General features: G+C 71.3%; 21 protein-coding genes. 11 read left to right on the top strand and 10 right to left on the bottom strand.

The genetic code is table 11. The annotated features are described in order from the left end of the window. Positions 1–113 precede the first annotated feature (113 nt). The gene (locus OHU35_RS19140) at positions 114–2,153 is read left to right on the top strand and encodes a hypothetical protein (RefSeq protein WP_189729271.1); all 2,040 of its coding nucleotides are present in this window, start codon (positions 114–116) and stop codon (positions 2,151–2,153) included. A gap of 1 nt (position 2,154) precedes the next feature. Here the strand turns inward: OHU35_RS19140 and OHU35_RS19135 are convergent, their stop codons facing one another. Continuing rightward, positions 2,155–3,147: a LysR family transcriptional regulator gene (locus OHU35_RS19135; protein ID WP_189729269.1), complete on the bottom strand. Its 993-nt coding sequence runs from the start codon at positions 3,145–3,147 to the stop codon at positions 2,155–2,157. A gap of 172 nt (positions 3,148–3,319) precedes the next feature. Here OHU35_RS19135 and OHU35_RS19130 point away from each other — a divergent pair, with 172 nt between their 5' ends. Next, positions 3,320–4,441 (top strand): PrpF domain-containing protein, encoded by a 1,122-nt coding sequence (locus tag OHU35_RS19130; protein ID WP_405506121.1) that lies wholly within the window; start codon positions 3,320–3,322, stop codon positions 4,439–4,441. A 102-nt stretch (positions 4,442–4,543) separates the two neighbouring features. Then, the gene (locus OHU35_RS19125; protein ID WP_405506120.1) at positions 4,544–5,797 is read left to right on the top strand and encodes an SLC13 family permease; all 1,254 of its coding nucleotides are present in this window, start codon (positions 4,544–4,546) and stop codon (positions 5,795–5,797) included. A 103-nt stretch (positions 5,798–5,900) separates the two neighbouring features. Here OHU35_RS19125 and murQ read toward each other — a convergent pair whose 3' ends face one another. Next, the gene (murQ, locus tag OHU35_RS19120; protein WP_189729265.1) at positions 5,901–6,833 is read right to left on the bottom strand and encodes an N-acetylmuramic acid 6-phosphate etherase; all 933 of its coding nucleotides are present in this window, start codon (positions 6,831–6,833) and stop codon (positions 5,901–5,903) included. A gap of 51 nt (positions 6,834–6,884) precedes the next feature. Next, complete coding sequence (locus tag OHU35_RS19115) at positions 6,885–7,865, bottom strand: MurR/RpiR family transcriptional regulator (protein ID WP_372498802.1); 981 nt, start codon at positions 7,863–7,865, stop codon at positions 6,885–6,887. A gap of 56 nt (positions 7,866–7,921) precedes the next feature. Between OHU35_RS19115 and OHU35_RS19110 the strand changes: the two genes are divergently transcribed. Beyond that, positions 7,922–8,305, top strand: a complete 384-nt coding sequence (locus OHU35_RS19110) for a hypothetical protein (protein WP_189729263.1) — start codon at positions 7,922–7,924, stop codon at positions 8,303–8,305. 7 nt (positions 8,306–8,312) lie between these two features. Further along, positions 8,313–8,600 (top strand): DUF4031 domain-containing protein, encoded by a 288-nt coding sequence (locus OHU35_RS19105; protein WP_189729262.1) that lies wholly within the window; start codon positions 8,313–8,315, stop codon positions 8,598–8,600. On the opposite strand, the gene OHU35_RS19100 is transcribed toward OHU35_RS19105, so the two are convergent. From OHU35_RS19100 to OHU35_RS19085, 4 genes are all read right to left on the bottom strand, one after another. After that, positions 8,570–9,628, bottom strand: coding sequence for a GNAT family N-acetyltransferase (locus OHU35_RS19100; RefSeq protein WP_405509275.1), 1,059 nt, complete (start codon positions 9,626–9,628; stop codon positions 8,570–8,572). The genes OHU35_RS19105 and OHU35_RS19100 overlap by 31 nt on opposite strands. A 34-nt stretch (positions 9,629–9,662) precedes the next feature. After that, positions 9,663–14,327: a caspase family protein gene (locus OHU35_RS19095; RefSeq protein ID WP_405506117.1), complete on the bottom strand. Its 4,665-nt coding sequence runs from the start codon at positions 14,325–14,327 to the stop codon at positions 9,663–9,665. Positions 14,328–14,498: 171 nt separating this feature from the next. Further along, complete coding sequence (locus OHU35_RS19090) at positions 14,499–14,834, bottom strand: hypothetical protein (RefSeq protein ID WP_189729260.1); 336 nt, start codon at positions 14,832–14,834, stop codon at positions 14,499–14,501. 36 nt (positions 14,835–14,870) lie between these two features. Continuing rightward, a complete protein-coding gene (locus tag OHU35_RS19085; protein WP_189729259.1) occupies positions 14,871–15,542 on the bottom strand; it encodes a hypothetical protein in 672 nt (223 codons plus the stop codon). A 47-nt stretch (positions 15,543–15,589) separates the two neighbouring features. Here OHU35_RS19085 and OHU35_RS19080 point away from each other — a divergent pair, with 47 nt between their 5' ends. The 4 genes from OHU35_RS19080 to OHU35_RS19065 all read left to right on the top strand — a co-directional run bounded on the left by OHU35_RS19080 (position 15,590) and on the right by OHU35_RS19065 (position 19,539). Continuing rightward, entirely contained in the window at positions 15,590–16,267 is a 678-nt protein-coding gene (locus OHU35_RS19080; RefSeq protein ID WP_189729258.1) for a maleylpyruvate isomerase family mycothiol-dependent enzyme, read from the top strand. Between the two features lie 127 nt (positions 16,268–16,394). After that, entirely contained in the window at positions 16,395–17,093 is a 699-nt protein-coding gene (locus OHU35_RS19075) for a copper homeostasis protein CutC (protein WP_405506115.1), read from the top strand. A gap of 127 nt (positions 17,094–17,220) precedes the next feature. Then, positions 17,221–18,771 (top strand): BTAD domain-containing putative transcriptional regulator, encoded by a 1,551-nt coding sequence (locus OHU35_RS19070; protein ID WP_405506113.1) that lies wholly within the window; start codon positions 17,221–17,223, stop codon positions 18,769–18,771. A 27-nt stretch (positions 18,772–18,798) separates the two neighbouring features. Then, positions 18,799–19,539, top strand: coding sequence for an SDR family NAD(P)-dependent oxidoreductase (locus tag OHU35_RS19065; protein WP_189729254.1), 741 nt, complete (start codon positions 18,799–18,801; stop codon positions 19,537–19,539). 4 nt (positions 19,540–19,543) lie between these two features. On the opposite strand, the gene OHU35_RS19060 is transcribed toward OHU35_RS19065, so the two are convergent. After that, complete coding sequence (locus OHU35_RS19060; RefSeq protein WP_405506112.1) at positions 19,544–21,589, bottom strand: HelD family protein; 2,046 nt, start codon at positions 21,587–21,589, stop codon at positions 19,544–19,546. A 282-nt stretch (positions 21,590–21,871) separates the two neighbouring features. Here OHU35_RS19060 and OHU35_RS19055 point away from each other — a divergent pair, with 282 nt between their 5' ends. Further along, positions 21,872–22,060 carry a hypothetical protein gene (locus OHU35_RS19055; protein WP_184599430.1) on the top strand — a complete coding sequence of 63 codons (189 nt, stop codon included), beginning with the start codon at positions 21,872–21,874 and terminating at the stop codon, positions 22,058–22,060. A 19-nt stretch (positions 22,061–22,079) separates the two neighbouring features. Here OHU35_RS19055 and OHU35_RS19050 read toward each other — a convergent pair whose 3' ends face one another. Further along, a complete protein-coding gene (locus OHU35_RS19050) occupies positions 22,080–23,723 on the bottom strand; it encodes a DNA repair helicase XPB (RefSeq protein ID WP_189729249.1) in 1,644 nt (547 codons plus the stop codon). Between the two features lie 164 nt (positions 23,724–23,887). Between OHU35_RS19050 and istB the strand changes: the two genes are divergently transcribed. Further along, complete coding sequence (gene istB, locus OHU35_RS19045) at positions 23,888–25,126, top strand: IS21-like element helper ATPase IstB (protein WP_405506110.1); 1,239 nt, start codon at positions 23,888–23,890, stop codon at positions 25,124–25,126. Here istB and OHU35_RS19040 read toward each other — a convergent pair. Next, positions 25,104–25,295 (bottom strand): hypothetical protein, encoded by a 192-nt coding sequence (locus OHU35_RS19040; RefSeq protein ID WP_189729245.1) that lies wholly within the window; start codon positions 25,293–25,295, stop codon positions 25,104–25,106. The genes istB and OHU35_RS19040 overlap by 23 nt on opposite strands. Between the last annotated feature and the right edge of the window lie 93 nt (positions 25,296–25,388).

The raw sequence follows: 25,388 nt of genomic DNA, 5'->3' as shown, positions 1-25,388 counted from the left end.
TACAACCATTCACCCGGCATCGCCGTCGAACTGGCGTATCGCGCATACAGCGGCGTACGCCCCACCGCACGCCACCCCACAAGACACGTCCTTTCCCCAGAGGAAGCCTCTTCATGACGTTCCGTTGGTGGTGCGGTGTCCTGCGCGTGCGCGGGAAGACCGACCTTTTTCTCGTGCTGCTGTTCGCCGCCGGTTTCGCCGCGCTGCCCGTGTTCGCGCTGATGCCCTCGTTGTGGGGCTTCGCGGTCGCCTCGGCGGTGAGTTACGCCGTGGACGAGGTGCTGCACACGCGCTCGCCCGCCTTCGTGCGGCGGCTGGCCGCGTTGCAGCTGACCCGCACGATGCGGTTCGCCGTGCGCACGGTGATGCTGCTCGCCCTCGCCGACCGGATGAACGCTCCGGCCGCGGTGCTGGTGGCCGCGCTGGCCGTGCTCAGCGCCCACTTCACCCTGGTGATCCTGTACACGGCCGTGCATCACGCCATCCGGCGGCGGCGCACGCTCCCGGTGGTGGTGCGCAACCTCGACATGAGCGGGGCGGGCGTTCCGCAGTCCCCGCCCGCCTTCCTCTACCGGCGTTTCCTGCGCAAGCTGCTGCATCTCGACGTGCCCGCGCACGCGGGGCTGCTCGTCGCACTGGCGGTCGGGACATGGGCCCCCGCGGGCGTCGGCTTCGTGCTCACGGCCGGGCTGTCCGCGGCGGCCGTGGTGGCGCTGCTGGGGCAGCTGCGCCGGGCCCGCCGGATGCCGTCCGGGGACGAGGTGATCGGCGAGGTGAACCGGCAGCTGGCCGGGTACCGGCCCGAGGTGGCGCTGTACTTCAGCTTCGCGTCCGTGTCCCGGGACTTCATGTACCAGGTCAACATGTGGATCGAGACGCTGGAGCAGCTCGACCGGCGGCCGTTGATCATCCTGCGGGAGCGGGCCTCGTTCCGCTATCTGGGCCGTACGCGGATTCCGGTGGTGTGCGTGCCGAAGGCGGACGATGTGGCGCAGCTGGAGCTGCCCGAGCTCCGGGTCGTGCTGTATCCCGGCAACGCGGGAAAGAACGTGCACATGCTGCGCGTCGCCGAGGCCAAGCACGTCTTCATCGGGCACGGCGACAGCGACAAGCTCGCCAGCAGCAACCGGGTGAGCAAGGTGTACGACGAGATCTGGGTGGCCGGGCGGGCCGGGCGGGACCGCTACCAGCGGGTGCGGCACGCCATCAGTGACGAGGCGATCGTCGAGGTGGGCCGTCCGCAGCTGTCGTCGATCCGGCTGCACGCGGACCAGGTGCCGGGGCCGCTGCCGACGGTGCTGTACGCGCCGACCTGGGAGGGCTGGAGCGACGACGACTGCCACACGTCGCTGATCCCGATGGGCGTGACGCTGGTGGAGAGGCTCCTCGCGGAGAACGTACGGGTCGTCTACAAGCCGCATCCCCTCACCGGCAAGCGCTCGCGGGCGGCGGCCGAAGCCGACCGGGCCGTACGCGCGTTGCTGCGCGCCGACAACGAGCGGCGTGACGCCGAGTGGGCGGAGGCCGCGGTCGCCGCCGCCCGGCCGCGGCTCGCGGAGATCCAGGCCCGGCTCGGCGAACTGTCCGGGCGGCTGGCCGGTGACGACGCCCAGCAGACGCGCGAGGCGCGGGTCCCCGAGGCGGGCGGGGAGGCCGAGTGGCAGGCGCTGCGTGCCGAGTGGCACCGGATCTTCTGGGAGAGCCGGGGCCCCGCCCGGCACAACGTCGTTCTCGGGCAACTGCCCACGCTCTACGAGTGCTTCGACCAGGCCGACATCCTCATCAGCGATGTCTCGTCCGTGGTCGCGGACTTCGTGGCGAGCCTCAAGCCGTACGTCCTGACCAACGCGAACGATCTGCCCGACGAGGACTTCCGGGCGGCCTACACCACGGCCGGGGGCGCGTATCTGCTGGACCGGTCCTGTGCCCGGCTGCCGGAGATCCTCGACTCGGTCCGCGCCCCGCTCCATGACCCAATGGCATCCGAGCGCCGGGTCCTGAAGGACTACGTCCTCGGCCCGGACCGCCCCACCTCCATGGAGCGGTTCAATGCGGCGGTCAACGCCCTGGCCGAGAGGTCGGCGGCGGAACAGGACGAGCGGCTCGGGGACGGGCAGCGGGTGGCGGTGGGGGTGTCCGACGAGGCGGCGTAGATCAGGTGTCCCCGGGGTCGGGCCGCGTCAGGCGCCCCTGCCCACCCCGTCGCACCGCGCCGAGCTGGGTACGGTCCAGGTCGGCGCCGGTGAACTTCTGTGCCACGGCACGCAGGACGCCGGCCATGGCTTGGGCGGGCGGTGTGGCTTCGCGTGCTGCGGCGCGGGCGAGCAGGATGCGGCGGGTGGGGGCGGGAACGTCGGACCCGAACGGCAGCAGGCGGACGTCGCTGCGGCGGCTGGTGAGGGCGAGCCGGGGTGCGAGGGCGATGCCGAGGCCGGCCGCGACCATGGCTTGGGCTTCCTGGTAGTCGTGTGAGGCGTAGGCGATGCGCGGTTCGAACCCGGCCCGGTGGCAGCTGCGGCGCAGGACATCGGCGACGGGGTGGTTGTCGGCGCGGGTGATCCACTCCTGGTCGGCGAGATCGCTGAGGCGTAGCGAGGGCAGGGTGCGCAGCGGGGAGTCGGCGGGGACGACCAGGACGGTGGGGTCGTCGAGGAGGTGGGTGAGAGCGAGGGCGTCGTCGTTGACGCGGTTCCACTCGTAGTCCCAGAGCAGCGCCTTCTCGACCTCTCCCGTGTGCAGCATCTCGCGCAGCTGGTCGAGGACCCCGGCGCGTACGACGGTCCGTACTCCGGGGTAGCGGCGACTGAACCGGGTGAGGGCGAGCGGCAGCAGCGAGGCGCTGGCGGTGGGGAACGATCCGAGCCTGAGCGTGCCCTGGTCCAGGTCGGTGAAGGCATCCAAGTCGGCTTCCGCGGCCCTCAGTTCGCGGCGGATGGTCTGACCGCGCTCGGCCAGGGCGGCACCCGCGGGGGTGGTGCGGATGCCGCGCGGCAACCGTTCGATGAGGGGCTGTCCGGCCTCCCGTTCCAGCTGGGACATCTGCTGGGAGGCGGCGGACGTGGTCATGCCCAACGCCTCCGCGGCGGCGGTGAGCGAGCCGCGCTCGGCGGCCTCGGTGAGCAGCAGCAGGCGGCGTACGTTGAGCATGCCTGCGAGTTTAGCTGCACTTAAGTGAGGTGAAGAAAACTGCCATTGTGCCCAAGTCTCGCGGCTGCGAAGGTCTTCGCAATCGCCGGAGCGGTTCACCGGGGCGCAACGCACCCGTAACCGTCCGCCCCGGCCTTCCCCTTCGCTTTGTGACCCAGGAAGAGCCTCAGCTGTGCACATTCCCGCGACCTTGGTCCGTGGCGGCACCAGCAAGTGCTGGTTGTTCAGCCAGGTCCATGTCCCCACCGACCGCAGTGCGCTGGAGAAGCTGCTGGTCGCCGCGTACGGCTCCACCGACCCCGTGGAACTGGACGGGGTGGGCGGAGCGACACCCACCACTTCCAAGGCGGCCGTCGTCGGCGTTTCCCCCGCGCCCGGTGTGGATGTCGACTACCTGTTCGCGCAGATCGGCATCGGCACCGGCACGATCGAGTGGACCAGCAACTGCGGAAACTGCGCCACCGGCATCGCCTTGTACGCCGTCGCGAAAGGGCTGGTGCCCATCAGCGGTGACCGGACTCGCGTGGTGATGCGCAACAGCAACACCGGCGCCGTCATGGAAGGGGTGGTGGACACCACCGGCGGTGTAGTACATCACTTCGGTGACCAGACCGTGCCCGGCACACGGGCCGGCGGCGTGGCGGTCGGCCTTACCTTCCTGAGCCCGGCCGGCAGCACCACCGGTTCCCTGCTGCCCACCGGACGGGCGGCCGAGGAGCTACGGCTCGGCACCGCGGAGCCGCACCAGGTGACCATGGTGGACGCGGGTGCCCCCGTGGTCCTCGTGGACGCCCGCGGCGCCGGCCGCTCCGGGGCCGAGTCCCTGGAGCAGGTCCGTGCCGACGTGCCCTGGCTGCGCGCGGTCCGCCACGCGGCCGCGCCGCTGATGGGACTGCTCACCCCGGGCCAGGAGCCCGGTGACGCGGTGCCCAAGGTGGGCCTGGTCGGACCCCCGGTGCCGTACACCACCACGCTGGGCGAGCCGGTCGCCGCCGAGGACTACGACGTCTCGGTACGCATGCTCACCATGAACGCCCCCCATCCGGCGATCGGCCTCACCTCCGCGGTCGCCGTCGCGGCGGCGGGCCTGCTGAAGGACACCGTGGTTTCCCGGGCCGCGGGCGGGCCGACCGGTGAGTGGCTGCGCCTGGGCACCCCCGCCGGCGTCGTGGCCGTCCGCTGCTCGGACCCGCGCGACGGCGTCCCGGATCGCGTCACCGTGCAGCGGGCTGCCCGGCTGCTCGCCGACGCACGTATCTATGTACCGGAATCAGGAGCACGCAAAGCTGCCTGAACCGGGATGAATCGCCCCGGACGGTCCCCCAGCCGTCGCCCCGGGGCAGCCCCGCGCCCCTGGGGCGCGCCCTCCCGTCCCCTCCCCGCACCAAGGACAAAGATGTCTCCTGAAGTGATCTCCATAGGCGCACTGCTGGTGATGTTCGTGGTCGGTACCGTGCTCCCGATCAACCTGGGCATTCTCGCCTTCGTCGCGACCTTCACGGTCGGAACCGCCTCACTCGGCCTCACCGAGGACGAGATCTTCGAGGGCTTTCCGGTGGAGCTGTTCCTGACGATCGTGGGAGTCACCTACCTGTTCTCCGTCGCCCGCCGCAACGGCACCATCGATCTGCTCGTCGCGGCGGGAGTGCGCCTGGTCCGCGGGAAGGTCGCGCTCATCCCCTGGGTGCTGTTCCTGGTCGCCGCACTGCTGACGGCGTTCGGCACGTTCACCCCCGCCGCCGTGGCGATCCTCGTGCCGGTCGCGATGAACTTCGCCTACCGCTACAAGCTGAACCCGCTCGTGGTCGGCATGATGGTGATCAGTGGCGGCCACGCCGGCGCGTTCTCGCCGCTCGCCGTCTCCGGTGCGCTGGTGCTCGGCATGGTCGACAAGACCGGGCTGCACGTCTCTCCCGTCGCCCTGTTCACGGCCAGTTTCGTGATCAACCTGGTGCTGTCGCTCCTTACGTACGTGCTGCTGGCCAAACGCCCGGTCCCGCTGCTCGACCAGGACGAGGCGGCGGACGAGGACGAGGACCCCGCCGTGTCCGGCAGGCCCGACTGGCGACAGTGGCTGACCCTCGCCTGTCTGCTCGGCCTCGTCGTGGGCGCGCTCGGCTTCCAGCTGGAGATCGGCTTCCTGGCCCTGGTCGCGGGCGCCCTGCTGGCGCTGGTGGACATGAAGAGGCAGGAGAAGGCCGTCGACGGCATCAGCTGGGCCACGCTGCTGCTGGTCGCGGGCATGATGACGTACATCGCCATGCTGGAGAAGGCCGGGGTGATCGAGGAGATCTCCGAGCACGCCGCCAACCTGGGTGCGCCGCTCGTCGTCGCCCTGTTCCTGTGCTTCACCGTGGCCGTCACCTCGGCCTTCGCCTCGTCCACCGCGATCCTCACCGCGATCATTCCCATCGCCGTGCCGCTGTTGCTCTCCAGCCACCTCAGCGCCGCCGGGCTGATCGCCGCCCTCGCCGTGTCCACCACCATCGTCGACACCTCCCCCTTCTCCACCAATGGCGCCCTGGTCCTGGCCAACGCCCGTGGTGTCGACGCTCGCCGCTTCTATCGCCAGGTCATCGGCTACACCGGCGGCATCGTCGCCCTCGGCCCCGTCGTCGCCTGGGGTGCGCTGGTCCTGCCCTGGTCGTAGCGCACGGGTGGCGACGGGACGACGGAGGGCCACTGAGCGCGATCAACGTTCTCAGCGGCCCTCCCGTCCCACTGCCGGGATCGATCACGCGTCGACACGCGCCCTAGGAGCGTGAGTCGAGGGCCGCCCGCAAGTGCCCGTCGGATTCCTCCAGCAGCCGGGCCGCCGTAGGGCCGTCCACGTCGGCCAGGAGGGTGAGGATCGCGTTCTTCACCTCGCCGTCGGTGGCGGTCAGGGCCTGTTCGATCTCCTTGTCCTCGGCGCCGGTGGCGAGGGCGACGATGCGGTGGGAGCGGGCGCGGAGTTTGTCGTTCGACGCGCGGACGTCGACCATCAGGTTTCCGTAGGTCTTGCCCAGCCGGATCATCGTGATCGTCGAGAGCATGTTGAGGACGAGCTTCTGTGCCGTGCCGGCCTTCAGGCGGGTGGAGCCGGTGAGCAGTTCGGGGCCCACGACGATCTCGATGCCGTGGTCGGCGGCGGCCCCGAGCGGGCTGCCGGGGTTGCAGGCGAGGCCGACGGTGAGGGAGCCGCGGGTGCGGGCGTGCGCGACCGCGCCGAGGGCGTAGGGGGTGCGGCCGGACGCCGAGACGCCGACCACCGTGTCGTCCGGGGTCAGGCCCAGGGTCTCCAGGTCGGCCCGGGCCAGCTCCCGGGAGTCCTCCGCGCCCTCGACCGAGGTGACCATGGCCTCGGGGCCGCCCGCGATCAGGCCGACGACCCGGGAGGGGTCGGTGTTGAACGTGGGCGGGCACTCGGAGGCGTCCAGGATGCCCAGCCGGCCCGCCGTGCCCGCGCCCGCGTAGACGAGGCGGCCGCCCCGGGCCATCCGCTCCGCCACGGCGTCGATCGCGGCGGCGATCTGGGGCAGCCGTGCCGCGACGGCCCCGGCCACGGTGGCGTCCTCGCCGTTCATGAGCCGTGCGATGTCCAGGGTGGGCAGCCGGTCGATGTCCGCGAGCTCCGGCCGGAAGGCCTCGGTGGTCAGGGACTCCAACTCGGTTCTGAGGTCCCGGGGGTCGGAGGTGGAGGTCATGACGGCTCTTTCCGTGTCTTCCCGTGTCTTTCGCTGCCGGCCGGGGCCCGCTCAGGGACGGTGCCGGTGGGCCAGCGCCTCGTACGACGCCGAGAGCGCCGGCGCCGCCGTCTCGTACGTCCGCTGCGCCACCCCTACGAACAGGCAGTCCACCACAAGGAGCTGACCGGTCCGCGACGACATCGCCGCCGGACGCAGTTCACTCTCCCGCGCGGTGGACGTGGTGAGCACATGATCGGCGTACTGCGTCACCGGGCCGTCCGGGCGGCCCGTGATCGCCACCGTCGTCGCGCCGCGCTCGAAGGCGACCCGCAGCGGCTCGATGACGTCCCCGGTCGACCCCGAGTGCGTGATGGCGATCGCCACGTCACCGGCCCGCAGTTGCACCGCGTTCGTCACGGCCAGGTGCGGGTCGCTGTGGGCGTGGGCCATCAGCCCTATGCGCAGCAGCTTCTGCGTGAGGTCCTGGGCGACCAGACCGGACGCCCCGACGCCGTACACATCGGTGCGGCGGGCCGCGACCAGCGCGGTGACGGCGGCGCCCAGCTGGACGGTGTCGAGGCCGGCGGCGGTGTCGGCGAGGGTCTGCTGTTCGTCGTAGGCGAGCTTCGCGACCACGTCGGCGATCGGGTCGTCGACCGCGATGTCCGTCGTGATGGCCGGGGCCCGGCCGGACTGCTGCTGGGCGGCGAGGCCGGCGAGGGCGAGGCGCAGGTCCCGGTAGCCCGGATAGCCGAGCAGCCGGGCGGTGCGTACGACGGTCGCCTCGCTGGTGCCGGTGAGTTCGGCGAGGCCGGTGACCGTGAGGGCCGCGCAGCCGGCCGGGTCGCCCGCGACGGCCTCGGCGACCCGCTGCATGGAACGCGTCATCGACGGCGCCAGCGTGCGGACCTTGGCCGCGAGGGCGGCGGGGGCGGGCGGGGTGCCGAGCGTCCCGACCATGGCACTCGGGCCACCGGTGCCGCCCGTGCCGCCTGTGCTGCTCGGGGCGCCCTGATCGCTGGCGAAAATTTCCTTCACTCTACGGGTCACCACTGAAAGATATTTTCGGCTCGGTGCCGGGGTCAAGAGTGCGCACAATGGGGGGCATGGAGCCCATCACACCCTTGGAGCAGACGCTGCACGCCGCCCGCGCCCTCGTGCTGGCCGACCTCGTCGCGGGACGCGTCGCCGAGGCGGATGTCGTGTCCCTCGTCGAGGAGGCCGTCACGCAGCGGCGGTGGTGGGTCGAGCAGTGGCCCGAGGGCGCGCCGTACGTGGCCGGTCTGGTCGCGCAGGACGTACAGGACGCCCTGCTGGAGCGGTACGGCCGCTGGCCGCTGTGCCCGGTGTGCGGCACCGGCGACCCGCACGCGCTGGACGTGGATCCGGTGCTGGGGGCCGACCCGCACTGGGTGTGCGGCGAGGCGGGCGTGAAGGTCGCGGCGGTCGGGTCGCTGAGCGAGGCCATCGGCGGGGCGGCGTCCTCGTGAGGCCCTGGTGACGATCTACATCGACCCGCCCGCCTGGCCCGGACACGGCCGCATGTGGTCCCACCTGATCAGCGACGTCTCGTACGACGAACTGCACACCTTCGCCGAACGCCTCGGCGTGCCCCGGCGGGCCTTCGAACGCGACCACTACGACATCCCCGCCCAGCGGTACACCGACGCGGTCGACGCCGGTGCCGTGGAGGTCAGCAGCCGCGAGGTGGTGCGGCTGCTGTACGGGGCGGGGCTGCGGCGGCCCAAGGGCCTCTACCGGTCGCCGGGTTCCCGCAGCTCGTAGGTCACCTGCTCGGTGTCCTCCGCGACGGCCGTGAAGCCGGCGCGGGTGAGGACGCCCCGCGAGGGCGCGTTGTCCGGCTCGACGTTCGCGACCACGATCCGCACCTCGTCCCGGGCCAGGGCCCACGCCGACAGCGCGCGCAGCGCCTCGGTGGCGTAGCCGTGCCCGCGGGCCGCCTCGACGAGGTCGTAGCCGATCTCCACCCGGCCCGCCTCGTCGGGAACGGCGTGGAACCCCATGGCGCCGAGCGCCTGGTCGTCCTCGCGGCGGACCAGCACGTACGTGCCCCACTCCGGGCGGTGGACGCCGTCCTCGTACTGCTTGAACACCAGCCCGCAGCCCACCCGGGTGCCCTCGGCGGGGCCGCCCCCGAGCCACTCGAAGCAGCCGCCGTCACCGACCGTGGCAAGGTCGTCGGCCACCGCCGGGGTGACGCCCTCGAGGGTGAGCCGTTCGGTGTCGATCACCAGGTTGTTGTTCCACCGCCACTCGGTGACGGGCGCCCGCCCCGGCAGCTCGCCCCGGCCGGTGGCCCACAGCAGGGTCTGCCAAGGGGTCGGTCCGGGCTGGACATGCGGAAAGATCCGCCTGAGGACGAAGTCGCACAGCTCGGAGTCCGGCTCGTACGCCACGCCCAGGCCCTCGGCGATGTCGTGCGTGTGCAGCAGCACCTCGGCCGTGCCCATCGCCGCGAAGCCCTCACGGTTCGCGCTGCGGAACGGATACGGATGGAAGGCCCGCACCTGCCGCGGCGTCGTCCGGATCGCCGCGGCGAACAGGGCCCCCATCGTCCTGATCACCCGCACCGCACCCGCGTTGCCGGCCCCCTCCTCCAGCGACATCTCGAACGGCGTGTACTCCTCGGACTCCCGCCCCGCCAACTGCCCCGCGTACGCGATGAGATCCTCGGCGATGTGCACGGCCGTCTCCCGACAGCTCCATGTCACCCGCCCGGCCGGTGTCCCCTCCCAGTCCCGGTCGGTGACTTCCCCCAACAGGCCCACGCACTCGTCGACGGCCTGCTCCACCTGTTCCGCGCCCGTTGTCCACATGCCGGGCAGGCTATGAGGGTGTGGGGGGTTCGGGCGACGGGTTTTCCGGGTCGGGGAACCAGTCCTCGATCTCGTGACGCATGCCGAGTTCGGTGGCTTTGAGGGCGGTTTCGCGGAGTGTGGTGGCGGCGGAGAGGGCTACGACGGCCAGGGTGAGGAGGGAGAGTGGGGGGTCGTCGGGGCGGGGCGACCACGTGGAGTGGCCCGAGGCTGTGAGTGCGTGGAGCAAGGTCTTTTCCAGTTGGCGTTCTCTGTGCCAGCTTTCGGACGGGGGGACGACGTCGTAGCCGCAGTCGGCGAGGGAGGTGATGGTTCGGTCGCCCACCGCCCGCGCGACGGCCGGAGACACCGGGCCGAAGGCGACGGGGTCGTAGAACGGGCCGTAGGTGAACAGCGTGCCGTCGACGTCCCCGACACGGGAGGCGCCCTCGGCGGTGACAGAACAGCGGAAGCCCCACGCGGCGTAGCTCGCGATGGCCTGGGACAGGGAGATCCCCACCTGCTGTGCGCTGCGAGCCACATCCCGCACGGGGAGGGGACGGTTCGCGTTCAGACGGACGCTGTGGTTGACGAGAGCGGTCTGCAGTGCTGTGGGCAGCTGGTCTTCCTCGTCGGGGACGGATGCCACCGCGTACCCGAGTTCGCTCAGCCGTGCCGCGACGGCCCGTACCGGCCTGTGCAGATGGCGGGCCACCGCCGTCATGTAGAGAAGCGAGACCTCCTGGTCCACCCAAGGACGCTGAGCCTTGTACAGAAGGAGCGACCGGTCGTCCTCCGTCAGTCCAGGGTCGTTCGCGGGCAGGTGGAAGCCCAACTCGGACAGGAACTCCATGACGCGGGGCACTGTCGTGTCCGTGTGGTTGGCCACCGAGGCCAACTGGGCGGGCGAGATGCGCAGAGCGGCTTCCTGCGACGGTGGTGTGGCGTACGCCAGCCACAGAGACCTGAGGATGCTCTTCTCCTCGTCGGTCCAGCGCTCCCGGACCGCGTGGTCCGCCGGCACGGAGTAGCCCAGTTCCCGCAGACGTTCTGCGGCTTGCACGGTGGAGCAGTCGGCTTGCACCGCACTGAAGCAGATCTGCGGCCCGGAGAGCGCGGAACCTGGAGCCAACCGGTCCGCCGGGGCACCCATCCGCAGCAGCAGCGGAAGATCTTCACAGCCGGCGGCGGCGCAGCCCCCCAAGGGCTCGACCCGGTATCCGAGCGCGGTGAGCCGGGCGGTGACATCCGCGGGCGGGCGCTCCGACCTGTCGCTCAGCTTGAAGACCTGGACGGCGCTGAGCGCCTGGGCGGGGTCGCGCCAGTCGAAGAGCCCGCCGAGAACCGCCATGGCGTGCCCTCGCACCGACTGCCGCCGCCAGTCCCGGTACGACGTGTCCCAGCGGCTGTACCGAGTCCTGGTGAGCAGCAACATGTCCGACGGCCGTGCGCACAACTCGTCGGACGGGCACGACTCCGGCGTCGGCGACACCCGGTCACCGACTCCGGCGCGGTACAGCGCTCGTAGGCGCCAACGCAGTACAGCGGGCGGCATGTTGTAGAAGAAGCGGGCGTAGTCGGACCGCGGACCGTGCGGGTAGGCGCCAGTGACCATGGGAAGAAGATCGGCGTCCGGGAGGAAGTAGCCGACCGCGCGGAAGGGCACCGAGACCTCCCTGATCCTCCACTTCAGATCGGCACGCCGCGCATGCTCCGCCACGAGGTCGCCGAACCACGGGGCGGTCGAGCCGGCCTCGGTCAGCCAGCCGACCGTCGGAAGGGGGAGGCCGGCACGCGTCAGGCTGGGCGCGGCAGTGGTGATGACGGCTCGCACATGATCGCGGTCGAGGGAACGTACCTTCTTCCGGTCCACGGTGAGCACGGGTGCGTGCTCACCGTGCAGATTCACCACGACGCCGTAGGGGAACCGCTGCACCGCGTGGAACGCCGAGTCGGATTCCGTCAGCAGGCCGTCCGACAGGGCGATGCCCTGACGGTCGATCCACCACAGGTCCGGTGAGTCCGACGCCAGGCAGATGTAACTCGCCTCTCGGAGGCTCGGCGTATGCCTGGACGCCTCGATCGCGAGCGCCGTGACGGACAACTCCCCCGGCACCCACTCGTGCCCCCGAGACCCGTGCACCGCCGAAGTCCGATAAGGCGCCACCCACAACAACCGCTGCAGCGCATCCACGCACGACACATGCTTCCCCTGCCGCGACAGCAACAGCCGCACCGTCGTCCCCGGCTCGGTCCCCTCCCCCAGATCCTCGACCCGGAACAGATTCCCCGGCCCCGCGATCGTCACCTGCAGCAACCGCCCGGGTCGGCCGTCCCGGCCCATGCGGCAGGTGCGGACCACGATCTCGTCGGCCAGCATGAAGTAGCTCAGGACGCCGATGCCGAAACGGGAGTTGGGGTAGAGGCGGAGCTTGGGCTCCGGGAGTTCGCTCCAGGCGACCTGTTCCTCGATGTACTCGGGCAGGTCGACGAAGCGGGTGCCGCCCTGGGAGAAGACGCTGCCGAGTTCGGTGAGGCCCATGCCGATGCCGTTGTCGCGGCACTCGAGGTAGGGGCGGCCGTCGGAGCCGACGCTCTGGACGAACTCGATCCGGCCCTCCCAGGACGAGGTGGGGCGGCCGGTGCGCTGGAGGTACTGCGTGCGGCAGTCCCGGTACCGCAGCGCGTCCAACGCGTTCTGGTACAGCTCGCGGACCGCCAGTTCACGGTCGCCGTAGAGCTGTTCGCCCATGAGGAGTTCCTGGACGCGGTCCTCGGCGAGCTGGAAGCGGATGCCGTCGGAGAGCTGGTCGGGGGTGTTGCCGTCGAGGCGGACCCGGCTGCCGTCGGCGTAGGGCGGCAGGGCGCCGAGCGGGGCCAGGGCGGGGTTGTCGTCCCGGTTGATCTCGCGGAGGAGGGTGTCGACGCGGGTGGCGTGTTCCCGCAGGGCGATCTGGACGGCCGGGTGGGTGCACACCGCGTTCAGGGAGCGGCCGACACCGGAGTGGCGCCAGTCGGAGCGGCGCACGGTGACCATGAGTTCGCCGAGGTCGACGCTGTCGTAGATGCCGAGGTGCTCCACGACGATCTCGGGCAGGTCGACGGGGTCGACGGCCATCGCGTAGGCCGCCTTGAGCAGGGCGGACACCAGGGGCGGGCGCACCTCGTGCTCGTCGCCGGTGGTGGCGGCGATGACGTCGTGGTCGTCGAGGGCGCCGGAAGGGCGGCCGGTGGCCCGGCGGACGGAGAACGGAGCCGTCCGGTGTTCCTTCAGCAGCCGCATCAGACGGTCCGCGGAGAGTGCGTCGGTCACCCACGGCGGCTGGTCGGAGCCGCCCGTCACCTCGCCGAGGAGGGACTTGAGCTTCTCCGCCGCGTACAGCTCCGGCTGCTGGATCAGCCAGCGGTGGAAAAGCCACCAGCGGATGCGCTCCACGGAGCCGCGGGCCGCGGCCTGGTCGTACAGGGTGCGCAGCCGGCGCTTGAGGCGGGGGAAGCCCTGGCCGAACTTGCGGAAGCGGGTGTGGTCGGGGCCGGTGGCGCAGAGGTCCGTACCGAGTACGCCGACGCGCTGTGCGGCCTCCTGGGTCCAGAAGGCCTGCTCGACCAGGGGCATCAGGACCGCCAACGCGGCCTCGGTCGGGGACAGAGCGACGTCGTCGGCCAGCCGGCTGGTGAGGAAGTCCAGTCTGATGTGGGTGCGCCGGGCCAGTTCGGCGTCGTGCCAGGGGTCGTCGCGCAGGGCGTGGGCCGCGCTCTCGTACGCCGCGGCCAGCCGGGACGCCAGGGCGGCGCAGGTCTCCTGGAGGTGTCGGCGGGCGGGACCGTCGGGCGTGCGCTGCCAGATCGGGTGCTGTTCGGCGGAACGGATCCACGGGTGCGCCTCGGTGCGCCGGTCAGGGCCGGGCAGCAGCGGGAAATCCTCGCCGCCTGGAGTGGCCGCGGTCTCCGTGACGACGGTGATCTCCTGCACGGGCCGTGTCTTGCCGTAGGCGCGGTGGAGTTCCCCGACCCGTTTCTGCACCCGCGCCGCGAACTCGTGCAGGCGCAGGGCATGCGGGTCCGCCGCGATCGTGTCCGCGAGGGCGCGGGAGAAGAGGCTGAAGGACTCGCCCGGTTGGGTGCCGGGGGCGAAGCCCGGCCGGACCGTCTCCTTCTCGCCGACGAACAGGGCCAGTTGCGGGGCCTTGCAGGCATGCACGTACGCCACCTTGCGGCGCAGCGCGTCGGCGACCTTGCGCCGGGGCCAGGGCTGGACGCCGGGCAGCGCCGCCATCGTGTCGCGGTCGATGCCCTCGCGGCAGGCGTCGACGAGGAAGACGACATGACCCGCCGGGGAGTCCTCAAGCTCCCGCTCCCAGCCGATCTCGATGCAACTCTCGGCGAACACCCCCACGTCGAAGGTGGCGTCCTCCGGGATCAGGAAGTCCTTGCCCTCGAAGTGCTGGCCGTGCCCGCTGAGCAGGATCAGCAGCGTGTCGCCCCGGCCGGCGTCGCGCAGGAAACCGCGGATGCGGCCGTTGACCGTGTTGGGTGTGATGCCGCGCTTGCTCTCGACGATCTCCGCTGCCTGGAAGCCGCGTTCGACGAGCACGTCCCGGATCCGCTGGAGGTCGTCGCGGACGAACGGCAGGTCCTGGATACGCGGGTCGTCGTACTCGCTCGCTCCGATGAGGAGCGCCTTGTGCTGGGGCATGCGCGGCGGGTCAGGCGGCGCGGAGGGATGCGGCTCCCGCGGTCGTCGCCGCCCCTGTGTTCCGGTTCGCCGCGCTGCCGCTCATGCCGTCCCCCTGACCCTCGGCCGTTCGTCCGACAACTTTAGTTCACAAAGGGGTTGTTGCGTCCCCTCAGGAAGCCCGAGAAGGCGCTAGGAAGGCCGCTTGAAGACCAGCGTCAGTCCGCGGGTGCCCTGCACCTGGCCGGTGCCGAGGAGCTGGATGCCGCCGCTCGCGGTGACCTGGAAGGAGAGTTGGGCCTCGGCGAGCGGCAGGGTGCCGCCCCGGGCCGCGGCGTCCTCGAACAGCTGTTGGAGAGCGTCGACGGTCTCCGCGAGGTTCTTGCGCAGGGGGCCGAGCGGGACGGACCGCAGGGCGGGTTCGCCGCCGCCGAACAGGCCCATGGAGTCGTCGTCGCCCTCCTCGGTGACGGTGACCCAGAACGGCAGGCTCGGCTCGATGACCTCGGGCTCGGTGACGTTGTCCATCCGTGTTCCCCTCCCTGTGGTGCGGTGGGGCCAACCCTAGAACTCGGAGGCCGGCCCGGAGGGCGAATCCTCGAGCAGCTCCAGCTCCGACCGCAGGTTGTAGCGGGCCGTCGCCTCCCACTCACTCGCTCCGTGCGGGGTCCTGAACAGCTTCGGCAGGGCGAGGAGTTGGCGCAGGATCGCGGCACGGCCCGTGCGGAAGGCGTCGTTCGGCACGAAGTGGTACTCCTCGCGGACGGCGGTGGTGTAGGCCGCGTACGCCGACGGGGGCGAGGCGAGGATCGCCAGGTCGGCGTCGCACAGGACCTGGCCGTCGGGGTCGTCGTCGGCGGGGTCGTGGGTGACGGTGAGGCGGACCAGGCGGGCCACCTCGGCGGTCTTGGTGGCGGGGACACCGGCCTCCGCGAGGGCGCGTTCGGCGAGGCGGGCGGAGCGTTCCTCGTTCTCGGAGCGGTCGGGGAGGTAGACCGCGTCGTGGAACCAGGCGGCCAGGCGCACCACGTCCAGGTCGTGCGCGTGCCGCTCCAGTACGTCGATGTGATCGAGGACCGCCGTCAGGTGCTCGACCGTGTGGTAGCGGCGCTGGGGCTCCTGCCAGCGGGTGAGCAGGTTGTCCGCGTACGGCGCCGGGTCGGGGCCGCCGGCCGGGCCCCGGGCTCCTTCCAGGGCGCGGGCGAAGCGGGTGCGCAGGGTGTCGGGATCGGCCATGGCGTCATTCTCCCGCTGACCCGGGGGTGGGACCTAGCGTGGGTTCCATGACGACTCCTGCTGATGTGCACGACGTACGGGACCCCGAGCAGCCCGGGAGGCTGCTCACGATCGAGCGTGACGCGCTGATCCCGCTGCTGCGGGGCAGGGCCGAGGAGGACTTCGCACGGCCCGTGGCCGCGTGTCCGGGCTGGACGGTGCGACACGTGCTGGCGCACTGCTCGTCCGCCCTGACGCGGGTGGCGGAGGGCAGGTTCGAGGCGGGCGTGTTCTCGCCCGAGTCGAACGACCAGGACATCGCCGAACGGGAGGGCTGGAGCAACGGCCGGGTCGTTGACGAGCTGGAGCGCGGGCTGGGCGAGGCCGGGTCCGTGATCGCCGGGGCGGACGGGAAGCTGGACGGCCTCGCGCTCGGGGAGTGGGTGCACGCCGGGGACGTGCGTGAGGCCCTCGGGGAGCCGGGGGCGTACGGCGGGGCGGGGCTGCCGGACGCGCTCGCGCTGCTCGCCCGGATCACCCGGGAGCGGGGCCACGTGCCGCTGCACGCCGACCTCGACGACCTGGACGAGCCGCTGCGGCTGGGCGAGAGCGGCGGGGAGCGTCCCCCGGGTCGTTTCATCGGGGACGGGCCGACCCTCGTACGGCTGTACGCGGGGCGCCCGGTCGACGGGGGCGCGTACGAGCTGGCCGGGGTGGAGGCGAAGGAGCTGAACATCTTCGGATGACCGGGAGAAGACCCCGAGAGAAGACCCGAGGGGAGGGGTGAAGGGGCCGGCCCACGGGAAGTAGTCTGGATTGGACTAGACCTGTGGGTGGGTTGCGGCCGCCCTCGACGCCGATGAATGGGGCCCCATGAGCAAGCGTGCAGTCCTGGAGGTGATCGCCCTCGGGGTCGAGGACGCGGTCGCCGCCCAGGCGGGAGGCGCGGACCGCCTCGAGCTGGTCACCGACATGGCGGCCGACGGGCTCACCCCGTCGGCCGGGACCGTCGCCGGGATCCGCCGGGCCGTCGACATCTCGCTGCGGGTGATGCTCCGGCTCACGGACGGCTTCGCGGCGGGGGACGCCGACCGGCTGGTCCGGGTGGCGGGCGAGCTGCGGGAGGCCGGGGCCGAGGAGTTCGTGCTCGGGTTCCTCGACGCGGACGGCGGCGTGGACCTGGCGGCGGTGGAGCGAGTCGTCGCGGCGCTGGACGGCTGCCCCTGGACCTTCCACCGGGCGATCGACCGCGCCGCCGACCGGGACGCCCTGCGCAAGCAGCTGGACGGGATGCCCGGGCTCGACACATACCTCACCGCCGGATCGGCCGACGGGGTCGACGACGGGCTTTCCGTCCTGCTCGCGGAGGCGGCCCGCCGAGGAGAGCCGGGGTACGAGCAGCACCTGCTGGTGGGGGGCGGGCTGCGGCTCGACCACGTGCCGACGCTGCTGGCGGCCGGGGTCGACGGCTTCCACATCGGCGGGGCGGCCCGGCCGGAGGGCTGGGAGGCGCCGGTGTCGGCGGAGGCCGTCGCGCGGTGGCGGACCGCCCTGGACGCCGCCCCCGCGTGACCCCGGACGTCGGACCCGTTCACCGAGTTCGGTCAACCGGCCGTGCCTGCCGGGCCTTCGGGAGATACGGGGAAGCAGGGCATGTGCCCGTGCGTTGTGCTGTTGCATGAGCCTGCGCTTCTCACTGATGGGTCCGGTACGAGCCTGGCGCGACGAAGAGGAGATCGAACTGGGGCCGCGCCAGCAGCGGGCGGTGCTGGCGGCATTGCTGCTGAACAACGGCATCCGGCTGAGCAACGACCAGTTGATCGGCATGGTCTGGGACGACCCGACGCCGAGCGCGGTGATGGCACTGCGGACATACGTGTACAAGATCCGCAAGACGCTTCCGGAGCTGAACCTGAAGTCCCAGGACGGCGGGTACACGGTCCGCGCGGAGATCGTCGACGACTGCCGCGGCGAGCCCTTGGAGGGCCTCCGGAGCGCCTACTTCGATGCGCAACGGGTGCGGCTCGGCGACTACCGGCTCAAGGCCCGGGAGGACTGCCTCGAACGCGAGCTCGACGTGCTGGAGCTGCAGAAGCACGTCGCCGCCTTCCCGCTCAGGGAACGACCGCGCGCCCTCCTGATGCGCGCGCTCTACCTGGAGGGCAGGCAGGGCGAAGCACTCGACCACTTCCACCAGGTGCGCGCACTCCTCGTCGAGGAGCTCGGCCTCGAACCAGGTCCGGAGCTGCGCAAGGTCCACGCGCAGATCCTCAACGGCGACCTCACCCTGCCGCGCAGGCCGGAGCAGCTGGTGCCGGATCTGATCGACTTCACCGGCCGCGCCGAGGAGATCGCGCAGGCGCTCCGGACGCTGCCGGGCACCGTGGGCATCACCGGTATGCGGGGCAGCGGCAAGACCGCGCTGGCCACCCGGATCGGCCACCTCGTCAAAGGACGCTTCCCGGACGGGCAGATCTTCGTCAGGGGCAGGGACGTCGCCAACGAGCTGTTGCGCGCGGTCGGCGTGGAGAACCCCGTCGGCGACAAAGCCGCGCTGTGGCGGGAGAAGGCGCGCGGCAAGCGGTTCCTGGTCGTGGTCGACGACGTGCAGGACGCGGCGACCGTGCGCGATCTCGCCACGCCCGGCTCGGCGATGATTCTCACGAGTGTCCGCCGGTTGCACGAGCTGCCGGGGGTGACCTGGCTGAAGATCGCCGGGCTGACCGAGCCGGAGGCGCGGGAGTTCTTGCGCAAGGCCCTCGGCCCGGTACGCGCGGACGCGGAACCCGAGCAGGCCGAGGCGCTGCTGGAACGCCTTTCGCGACTGCCGCACCCGATCAGGGTGATCGGTGGCAAGCTCAGCTCGCGTCCTCACTGGACGATCGAGATGGTCTTGCTGCAGATGGAGCGGGACAGCAGGCTCACCGACGTGATCCCGTCCGACTGCGCCGCGATGATGGCCCCGTTGATCGCGGCCGAGAAGCAGCTGAGCGATCCGGAACGGCGCATGCTCATGTGCTTCGCGCGCCAGGACGCCGAGGTGATCGACAGTCACCAGGCGGCGGAGATGTCCGGGGTCGACGCCGGCGAGATCGAGCTGGTGCTGGAGTCGCTCGCGGGCGTGCACCTGATCGAGCCGCTCGTACTCGGCCGCTACCGGCTGCCGCGGTTCGTGCGCCTCTGCTTCGGGCTGCGGGCGGCGGCCTCCTCGCGACCTGACCAGGCCGTATATGCCGAAATTATGCTCTGACGATCTGGCGCGGCCAAGTTGGCAGACATGACAACCAAGGAACTTCAGGGCAAGAAGGCACTCGTCACCGGCGCCACGTCGGGCATCGGCCGCGCGATCGCGGTCAAGCTCGCGGAGGCGGGTGCCACCGTCTACGTGACCGGGCGCAGGGCCGAGCTCGGCAAGGAGACCGTCGAGCTGATCGAGCAGGCGGGCGGGACGGGCCACTTCGTCGTCGCGGACGTCGCGAACATCGACGACGTACGCAAGCTCGCCGAGGAGGTCGGCGAGGTGGACGTGCTCGTGAACAACGCAGGCGTCTTCCCGTTCTCGACGACCCCCGAGCAGCCGCTCGACAGCTACGAGCAGGTGTTCGACATCAACGTCCGTGCCACCTACTTCCTGACGGCCGCGCTCGTGCCGGCCATGGTGGCCAGGAAGAAGGGTGCGATCGTCAACGTCTCGTCGGTCGCCGCGCAGATCGGCACCCCGGTCGGCTCCGTCTACAACGCCTCCAAGGCCGCTATGGACGCGCTGACCCGGTCGTGGGCCGTCGAGTTCGGCGCGGCGGGCGTTCGCGTCAACTCCGTGGCGCCCGGCCCGATCCGCACCGACATGGCCGTCGGCACGGTGGGCGAGATGTTCGACGAGTTCAGCCAGAACACACCGCTCACCCGCGCCGGCGAGCCCGAGGAGATCGCCGAGGCCGTGGCGTTCCTGGCCTCCGACAAGGCCAGCTACATCACCGGCGCGGTGCTCGCCGCCGACGGGGGCTACGTCGCGACCTGAGCGGTCAGGGAGATGCCAGCTGCGGCGGCAGCGCGGCCGCATGCGTGACGATCAGACCCGACACCGCTCGCGTCAGCGCCACGTACAGGCGGCGCAGGCCGGTGCGTTCGTCGGGTTCGCCGTCGACCACCGCCTGCGGCTCGTCCAGGACCACGTAGTCGTACTCCAGACCCTTGGCGAGTGACGCCGGGACCAGGGTCAGGCGGGTCTCCTGCGTGGTCTCCTCGCCCGGGCCGAGGTACGGGATCCCGGCCTCCGCCAGGGCCCGTGCCAGCTCCGGGACCCGGGCGTCCGCCGCGATCAGGCCCGTCGAGCCCTCGTGGCGCAGCAGCTCGCGGCAGGCCTCGACCACGTCGGTGGTCGCGGGGGCCGTCCGGACCTCGAAGTGGCCCGGGTTCTCGCGGATCGACACGACCGGGGTGAGGCCCGGGGCGATGTGCGGCAGCAGCCGGGAGGCGTAGGTGATGACGTCCGTCGGCACGCGGAAACCGGCCGTCAGCTCCTCCACCAGCGCGTCCTGCTTGCCCAGGTGGGTCAGTGCCTCCTGCCAGCCGCGCGTCGCCCAGGGCGTGGTGCCCTGTGCCAGGTCGCCGAGGACGGTCGCGCTGCCGGTGGTGCAGCGGCGGCCGACCGCCCGGTACTGCATGGGGGAGAGGTCCTGCGCCTCGTCGAGGACGACATGCCCGAGGGAGTGCGTGCGCTGGATCAGGTCGGTGGCCTCGTCGATGAGGACGGCGTCGGCGGTCGCCCACTTGGCGGACTTGACGCTGCGCGCCGGCCTCGTCCACAGGACCGCCTTCTGCTCCTCCTCGCCGAGGATCCCCTCGGCGTGTTCGGCGAGGAAGTCCGCGTCCGACAGCAGGCGCAGCACCAGTTTCGCCGGGTCGACGGCCGGCCAGATCACCTTGACGGCCGCCTTGACCGCGCTGTTGCGGGCCACCGCGTCCTGCACCCGGTCGTCCGGCGCCTCGCCCGAGCGCTCCATCTGCACCAGCACGGCGTGCGCGATGCGCTGCGGCAGGGCCTCGCGGGCGGCGCCGTAGCGGATGTCGCGGTCGAGCAACTCCCGGACGATGTCATCCAGTTCGTACTGCGCGACGCGCCAGCGGCGGGAGCCGCGTACGACCATGACCGGTTCGGTGGGCAGGGTGACGTGCGCGTAGAGGGCCCTGCGCAGCACCTGTGCCATGCGGGCGTCGCCCTTGACGACCGCGGCCGTCGCGTCGTCCGTGCCCTTGATCTCGACGTGGGCCACCAGGTCCTCGACGGTGGCCTGCTGGACGGTCAACTCGCCGAGCGTGGGCAGGACTTGCTCGATGTAGTGCAGGAAGGACCGGTTGGGCCCGATGACCAGGGTGCCGGTGCGGGCGAGGCGCTCGCGGTGGGCGTAGAGGAGGTAGGCGACCCGGTGCAGGCCGACGGCGGTCTTCCCGGTGCCCGGGCCGCCCTGCACGCACACCGTGCCGGAGAGTCCGGACCGTACGATCTCGTCCTGCTCGGGCTGGATCGTCGCGACGATGTCCCGCATCGGGCCGACACGCGGACGCTCGATCTCCTGCTGGAGGAGACTGCTGGTCTTCGCCGCCTCGGTCGGGTCCGACAGGTGCTCGTCCTCGTACGCGGTGAGGTCGCCGCCCGTGTAGCCGAAGCGGCGGCGCAGCGCGATGTCCAGCGGGTCCTTCTTGGAGGCCCGGTAGAACGGCTGCGAGACCGGTGCGCGCCAGTCGATCACCATGGGGTCGCCGTCGGCGTCGTGCACATGCCGCCGCCCGATGTAGAAGCGTTCCCCTTCCGCCCCCTCCGCCTGCTCGGCGCCGGGCGTGTGCAGATAGTCGAGCCGCCCGAAGAACAGCGGCGTGTCGCTGAGGTCGGCCAGCGCCTTGATGCGCTTCTCGATCTGGTGGTGCAGCGCCTCCGCGTTGACCCAGTTCGCGGTGACGTCGCTGATGTCGAGGGCCTCGACGTCCTCGCGCATGGCGCGCAGGGCAGAACGGGACGAGGCGAGGTGGGAGCGCTCACGGGAGAGCGGGTCGTCGACGGGCGTGGACAAGGGGGTGCCTCCGGAGGACCTGCTGAAGAGATGGCGGTGAGATACCGGCCGGTTTCCGTCCGGTCGGCGGCGCTCCATGGGGGAGGCGGGCAAGAGCGGAGATCTTAGAGGAGCCGGGGAGGCGACCGCCAACGGTTTTTCCCGTCCCTGTTCCTCGTCCCCTAGGGGACGAGGCCCTCCTCCCTGAGGGGCAGGAGTCGGTCCGCAGGCGTACGGACGGAGGGCGCGGGTTCGGTCCCCAGGCCGACGCGGGCTTTACGGGTGAAACCGCACCATGGAGACATGAGCGCAGCAACCCTCTCCCCTGCCCCCGCACCGGGCCGGCCGCCGGGTGCCACCGCCGTGACCGGCAGCCACCGCCACCGCCTCGGCGACGCCCTGCGCGCCGTCAAGGTCTTCGCGGGCGCCGCCTTCGACGTGATCGTCCTCGGCCAGTACGGCGAGGAGGTCGGCGTGGTCCGCCGCAAGTGAGCCGACGGACCCGCCGGTCTCAGCTGTCCGCCAGCAGCTCGTCCGCGTCGACGATGCGGTACGCGTACCCCTGCTCCGCCAGGAAGCGCTGCCGGTGGGCCGCGAAGTCCTGGTCGATGGTGTCCCGGGCGACCACGGAGTAGAAGTGGGCCTGGTGGCCGTCCGACTTGGGGCGGAGCACACGGCCGAGGCGCTGGGCCTCCTCCTGACGGGAGCCGAAGGTGCCCGACACCTGGATCGCGACCGTCGCCTCCGGCAGGTCGATCGAGAAGTTCGCGACCTTGGAGACCACCAGCACGCTGATCTCGCCCTCGCGGAAGGCGTCGAAGAGCTTCTCGCGCTGCGCGTTCGACGTCTCGCCCTTGATCACGGGCGCGCCCAGGTGCTCACCCAACTCGTCGAGCTGGTCGATGTACTGGCCGATCACGAGGATCTGCTGCCCGGCGAAGCGGCGGACGATCGCCTCCGTGACCTTCCGCTTGGTCGCGGTCGTGGCGCAGAAGCGGTACTTCTCCTCCGTCTCGGCCGTGGCGTACGCGAGCCGCTCGGAGTCGGTCAGATTGACCCGGACCTCGACGCAGTCGGCGGGCGCGATATAGCCCTGCGCCTCGATCTCCTTCCACGGCGCGTCGAACCGCTTGGGCCCGATCAGCGAGAACACGTCCGACTCGCGGCCGTCCTCGCGGACCAGGGTGGCCGTCAGTCCCAGACGGCGACGGGCCTGCAGATCCGCCGTGAACTTGAAGACCGGCGCCGGCAGCAGGTGGACCTCGTCGTAGACGACCAGGCCCCAGTCCCGCGAGTCGAACAGCTCCAGGTGCGGATAGACGCCCTTCCGCTTGGTCGTCAGCACCTGGTACGTGGCGATCGTGACGGGCCGGATCTCCTTCCGCGTCCCGCTGTACTCGCCGATCTCCTCCTCGGTGAGGGAGGTCCGCCGCACCAGCTCGTGCTTCCACTGCCGGGCGGAGACGGTGTTCGTGACGAGGATCAGCGTCGTGGACTTCGCCTGCGCCATCGACCCGGCCCCGACCAGCGTCTTCCCGGCGCCGCAGGGCAGGACGACGACGCCGGAGCCGCCGTGCCAGAAGTTCTCGACCGCCTGCTTCTGGTACGGCCGGAGCGCCCAGCCGTCCTCGGCCAGCTCGATCGGGTGCGCCTCGCCGTCGACGTACCCGGCGAGGTCCTCGGCCGGCCAGCCCAGCTTCAGCAGGGTCTGCTTGATCTGTCCGCGCTCGGAGGGGTGCACGGCGACGGTGTCCGGGTCGATCCGGGCGCCGACCAGCGGCGTGATCCGCTTCGACCGCAGGATCTCCTCCAGCACCGGCCGGTCGGTGCTCGTCAGGACCAGGCCGTGCGCCGGGTGCTTGGACAGGGTGAGCCGGCCGTAGCGGTCCATCGTCTCGGCGATGTCGACGAGCAGCGCGTGCGGCACCGGATAGCGGCTGTACTCCACCAGCGCGTCCACGACCTGCTCGGCGTCGTGGCCCGCCGCGCGCGCGTTCCACAGGCCCAGCGGGGTCACCCGGTAGGTGTGGATGTGCTCCGGCGCCCGCTCCAGCTCCGCGAAGGGGGCGATGACGCGACGGCAGTCGTCGGCCCGCTCGTGGTCGACTTCCAGGAGCAGGGTCTTGTCGGACTGGACGATCAGCGGACCATTCACGCGCGGCAACCTTTCTGCGGCCAAACGTCCAGTGTGCCTGATCGACGCCCCCCGAGGGTGTGATCTGCGCTGCTGGAACGACACCGGTCCTACAGAATGCCTTTTCATCCCAACGTGTGGTGTGAATTCAGTTTTTCCGCGGTGGCCCCGAAGAATGGCGAACCGTGCAGAATACGCCGACGACCACGCTCGGATACGCCCTGTTCGCCACCCGCTGGCTCCAGGCCCCGCTGTACTTCGGGCTGGTGGCCGCCCAGGGCGTCTACGTCTACAAGTTCTTCAAGGAACTCTGGACCTTAATTCTCATGTGCGTGAGCGGGCACGCCACCGAGACGTACGTGATGCTCGCCGTGCTCAAGCTCGTCGACGTCGTCATGATCGCCAACCTGCTGATCATGGTGATCGTCGGCGGCTACGAGACCTTCGTCTCGCGCATCGGCCTCCAGGGCCACCGCGACCAGCCGGAATGGCTCTCGCACGTCAACTCCAATGTACTGAAGGTCAAGCTCGCCACCGCGATCGTGGGCATCTCCTCGGTGCATCTGCTCCAGATGTTCGTGGACGTCCACCACACCTCCCACCACGCGTTGATGTGGGGCACGGTGATCCACATGGCGTTCATCGCCTCGGCGGCGATCCTCGCGTACATGTCGGGCCCGATGGCCGCGCAGAGCGATCGCGGACATGCCGACCGCGGACACGCCGACCGCGAGCCGGCCGGGCACCCGCAGGTCACGCGCCCGCAGCCGGGCCAGGAGACCCCGGCGGCCACGCTGCCCCGTCCCCGGCAGCCGGAGCCGGTGTCCCTGTCGGAACCGGACGCCGACGCCGAGGCCCGGATCCGCGCGGCCGGCTTCCCCGCCCGCAAGCTGCTGGAGGACTTCGACCAGCAGCACCCCCGGGGCTTCGACCGGGAGACCGTGGCCCGGCTCGGCAAGGCGGACTTCGTCGCGGCCCGGCGCAACGTGCTGTTGGTCGGCCCGACCGGCACCGGCAAGACGCACCTGGCCATCGCCCTGGGCGTGCGGGCCTGCCAGGCCGGGCACCGGGTGCTGTTCGCGACCGCCGCCGAGTGGGCCGCCCGGCTGTCCGACGCCCGGGCCGCCGGCCGGCTCGACGCGGAGCTGGCCGCCCTCGACGAACACCCCCTCCTGATCGTCGACGAGATCGGCTACACGCCCTTCGACGCGGCCACCGCGGGCCTGTTCTTCCAGCTGGTCGCGCACCGCTACGAGCGTGGCTCGCTGATCGTGACCAGCGACCGCCCGCTCGGCCGCTGGGACGAGGTGTTCGGTACCTCCGCACCCGCGATGGTGGACCGCCTCGCCCATCACGCCGAGGCGGTCCGGCTGGAGGGCGACAGTTACCGGACGCGCCGCGCTACCGCAGTGTGGACAGACTGATGGTGTTGACCAGCGGGCCCTCGACGGAGACGCCTTCGCCCACCAGGGATTCAGCGTGGGCCGCCGGGATCGGCAGCGGCAGCGCGGGCGGGGCAGCCGCGGCCGAGGGCGCGAGCACGGCCACGAGGGCGGCGGCGGAGAGTACGACGGCGGGAAGCTTTTCACGCATGGCGGCAGGGCCTTTCACAGGCTGAGCGGTGAGGGACACAGCACCGCGGGCCGGCCCGGAACGCGGGGTCGGCCCCGACAGGTGTGCGGAGGC

It is taken from the genome of Streptomyces purpurascens (assembly GCF_045040895.1).
GTDB lineage: Bacteria > Actinomycetota > Actinomycetes > Streptomycetales > Streptomycetaceae > Streptomyces > Streptomyces purpurascens.
This window is presented reverse-complemented; position numbering and strand designations above follow the sequence as displayed.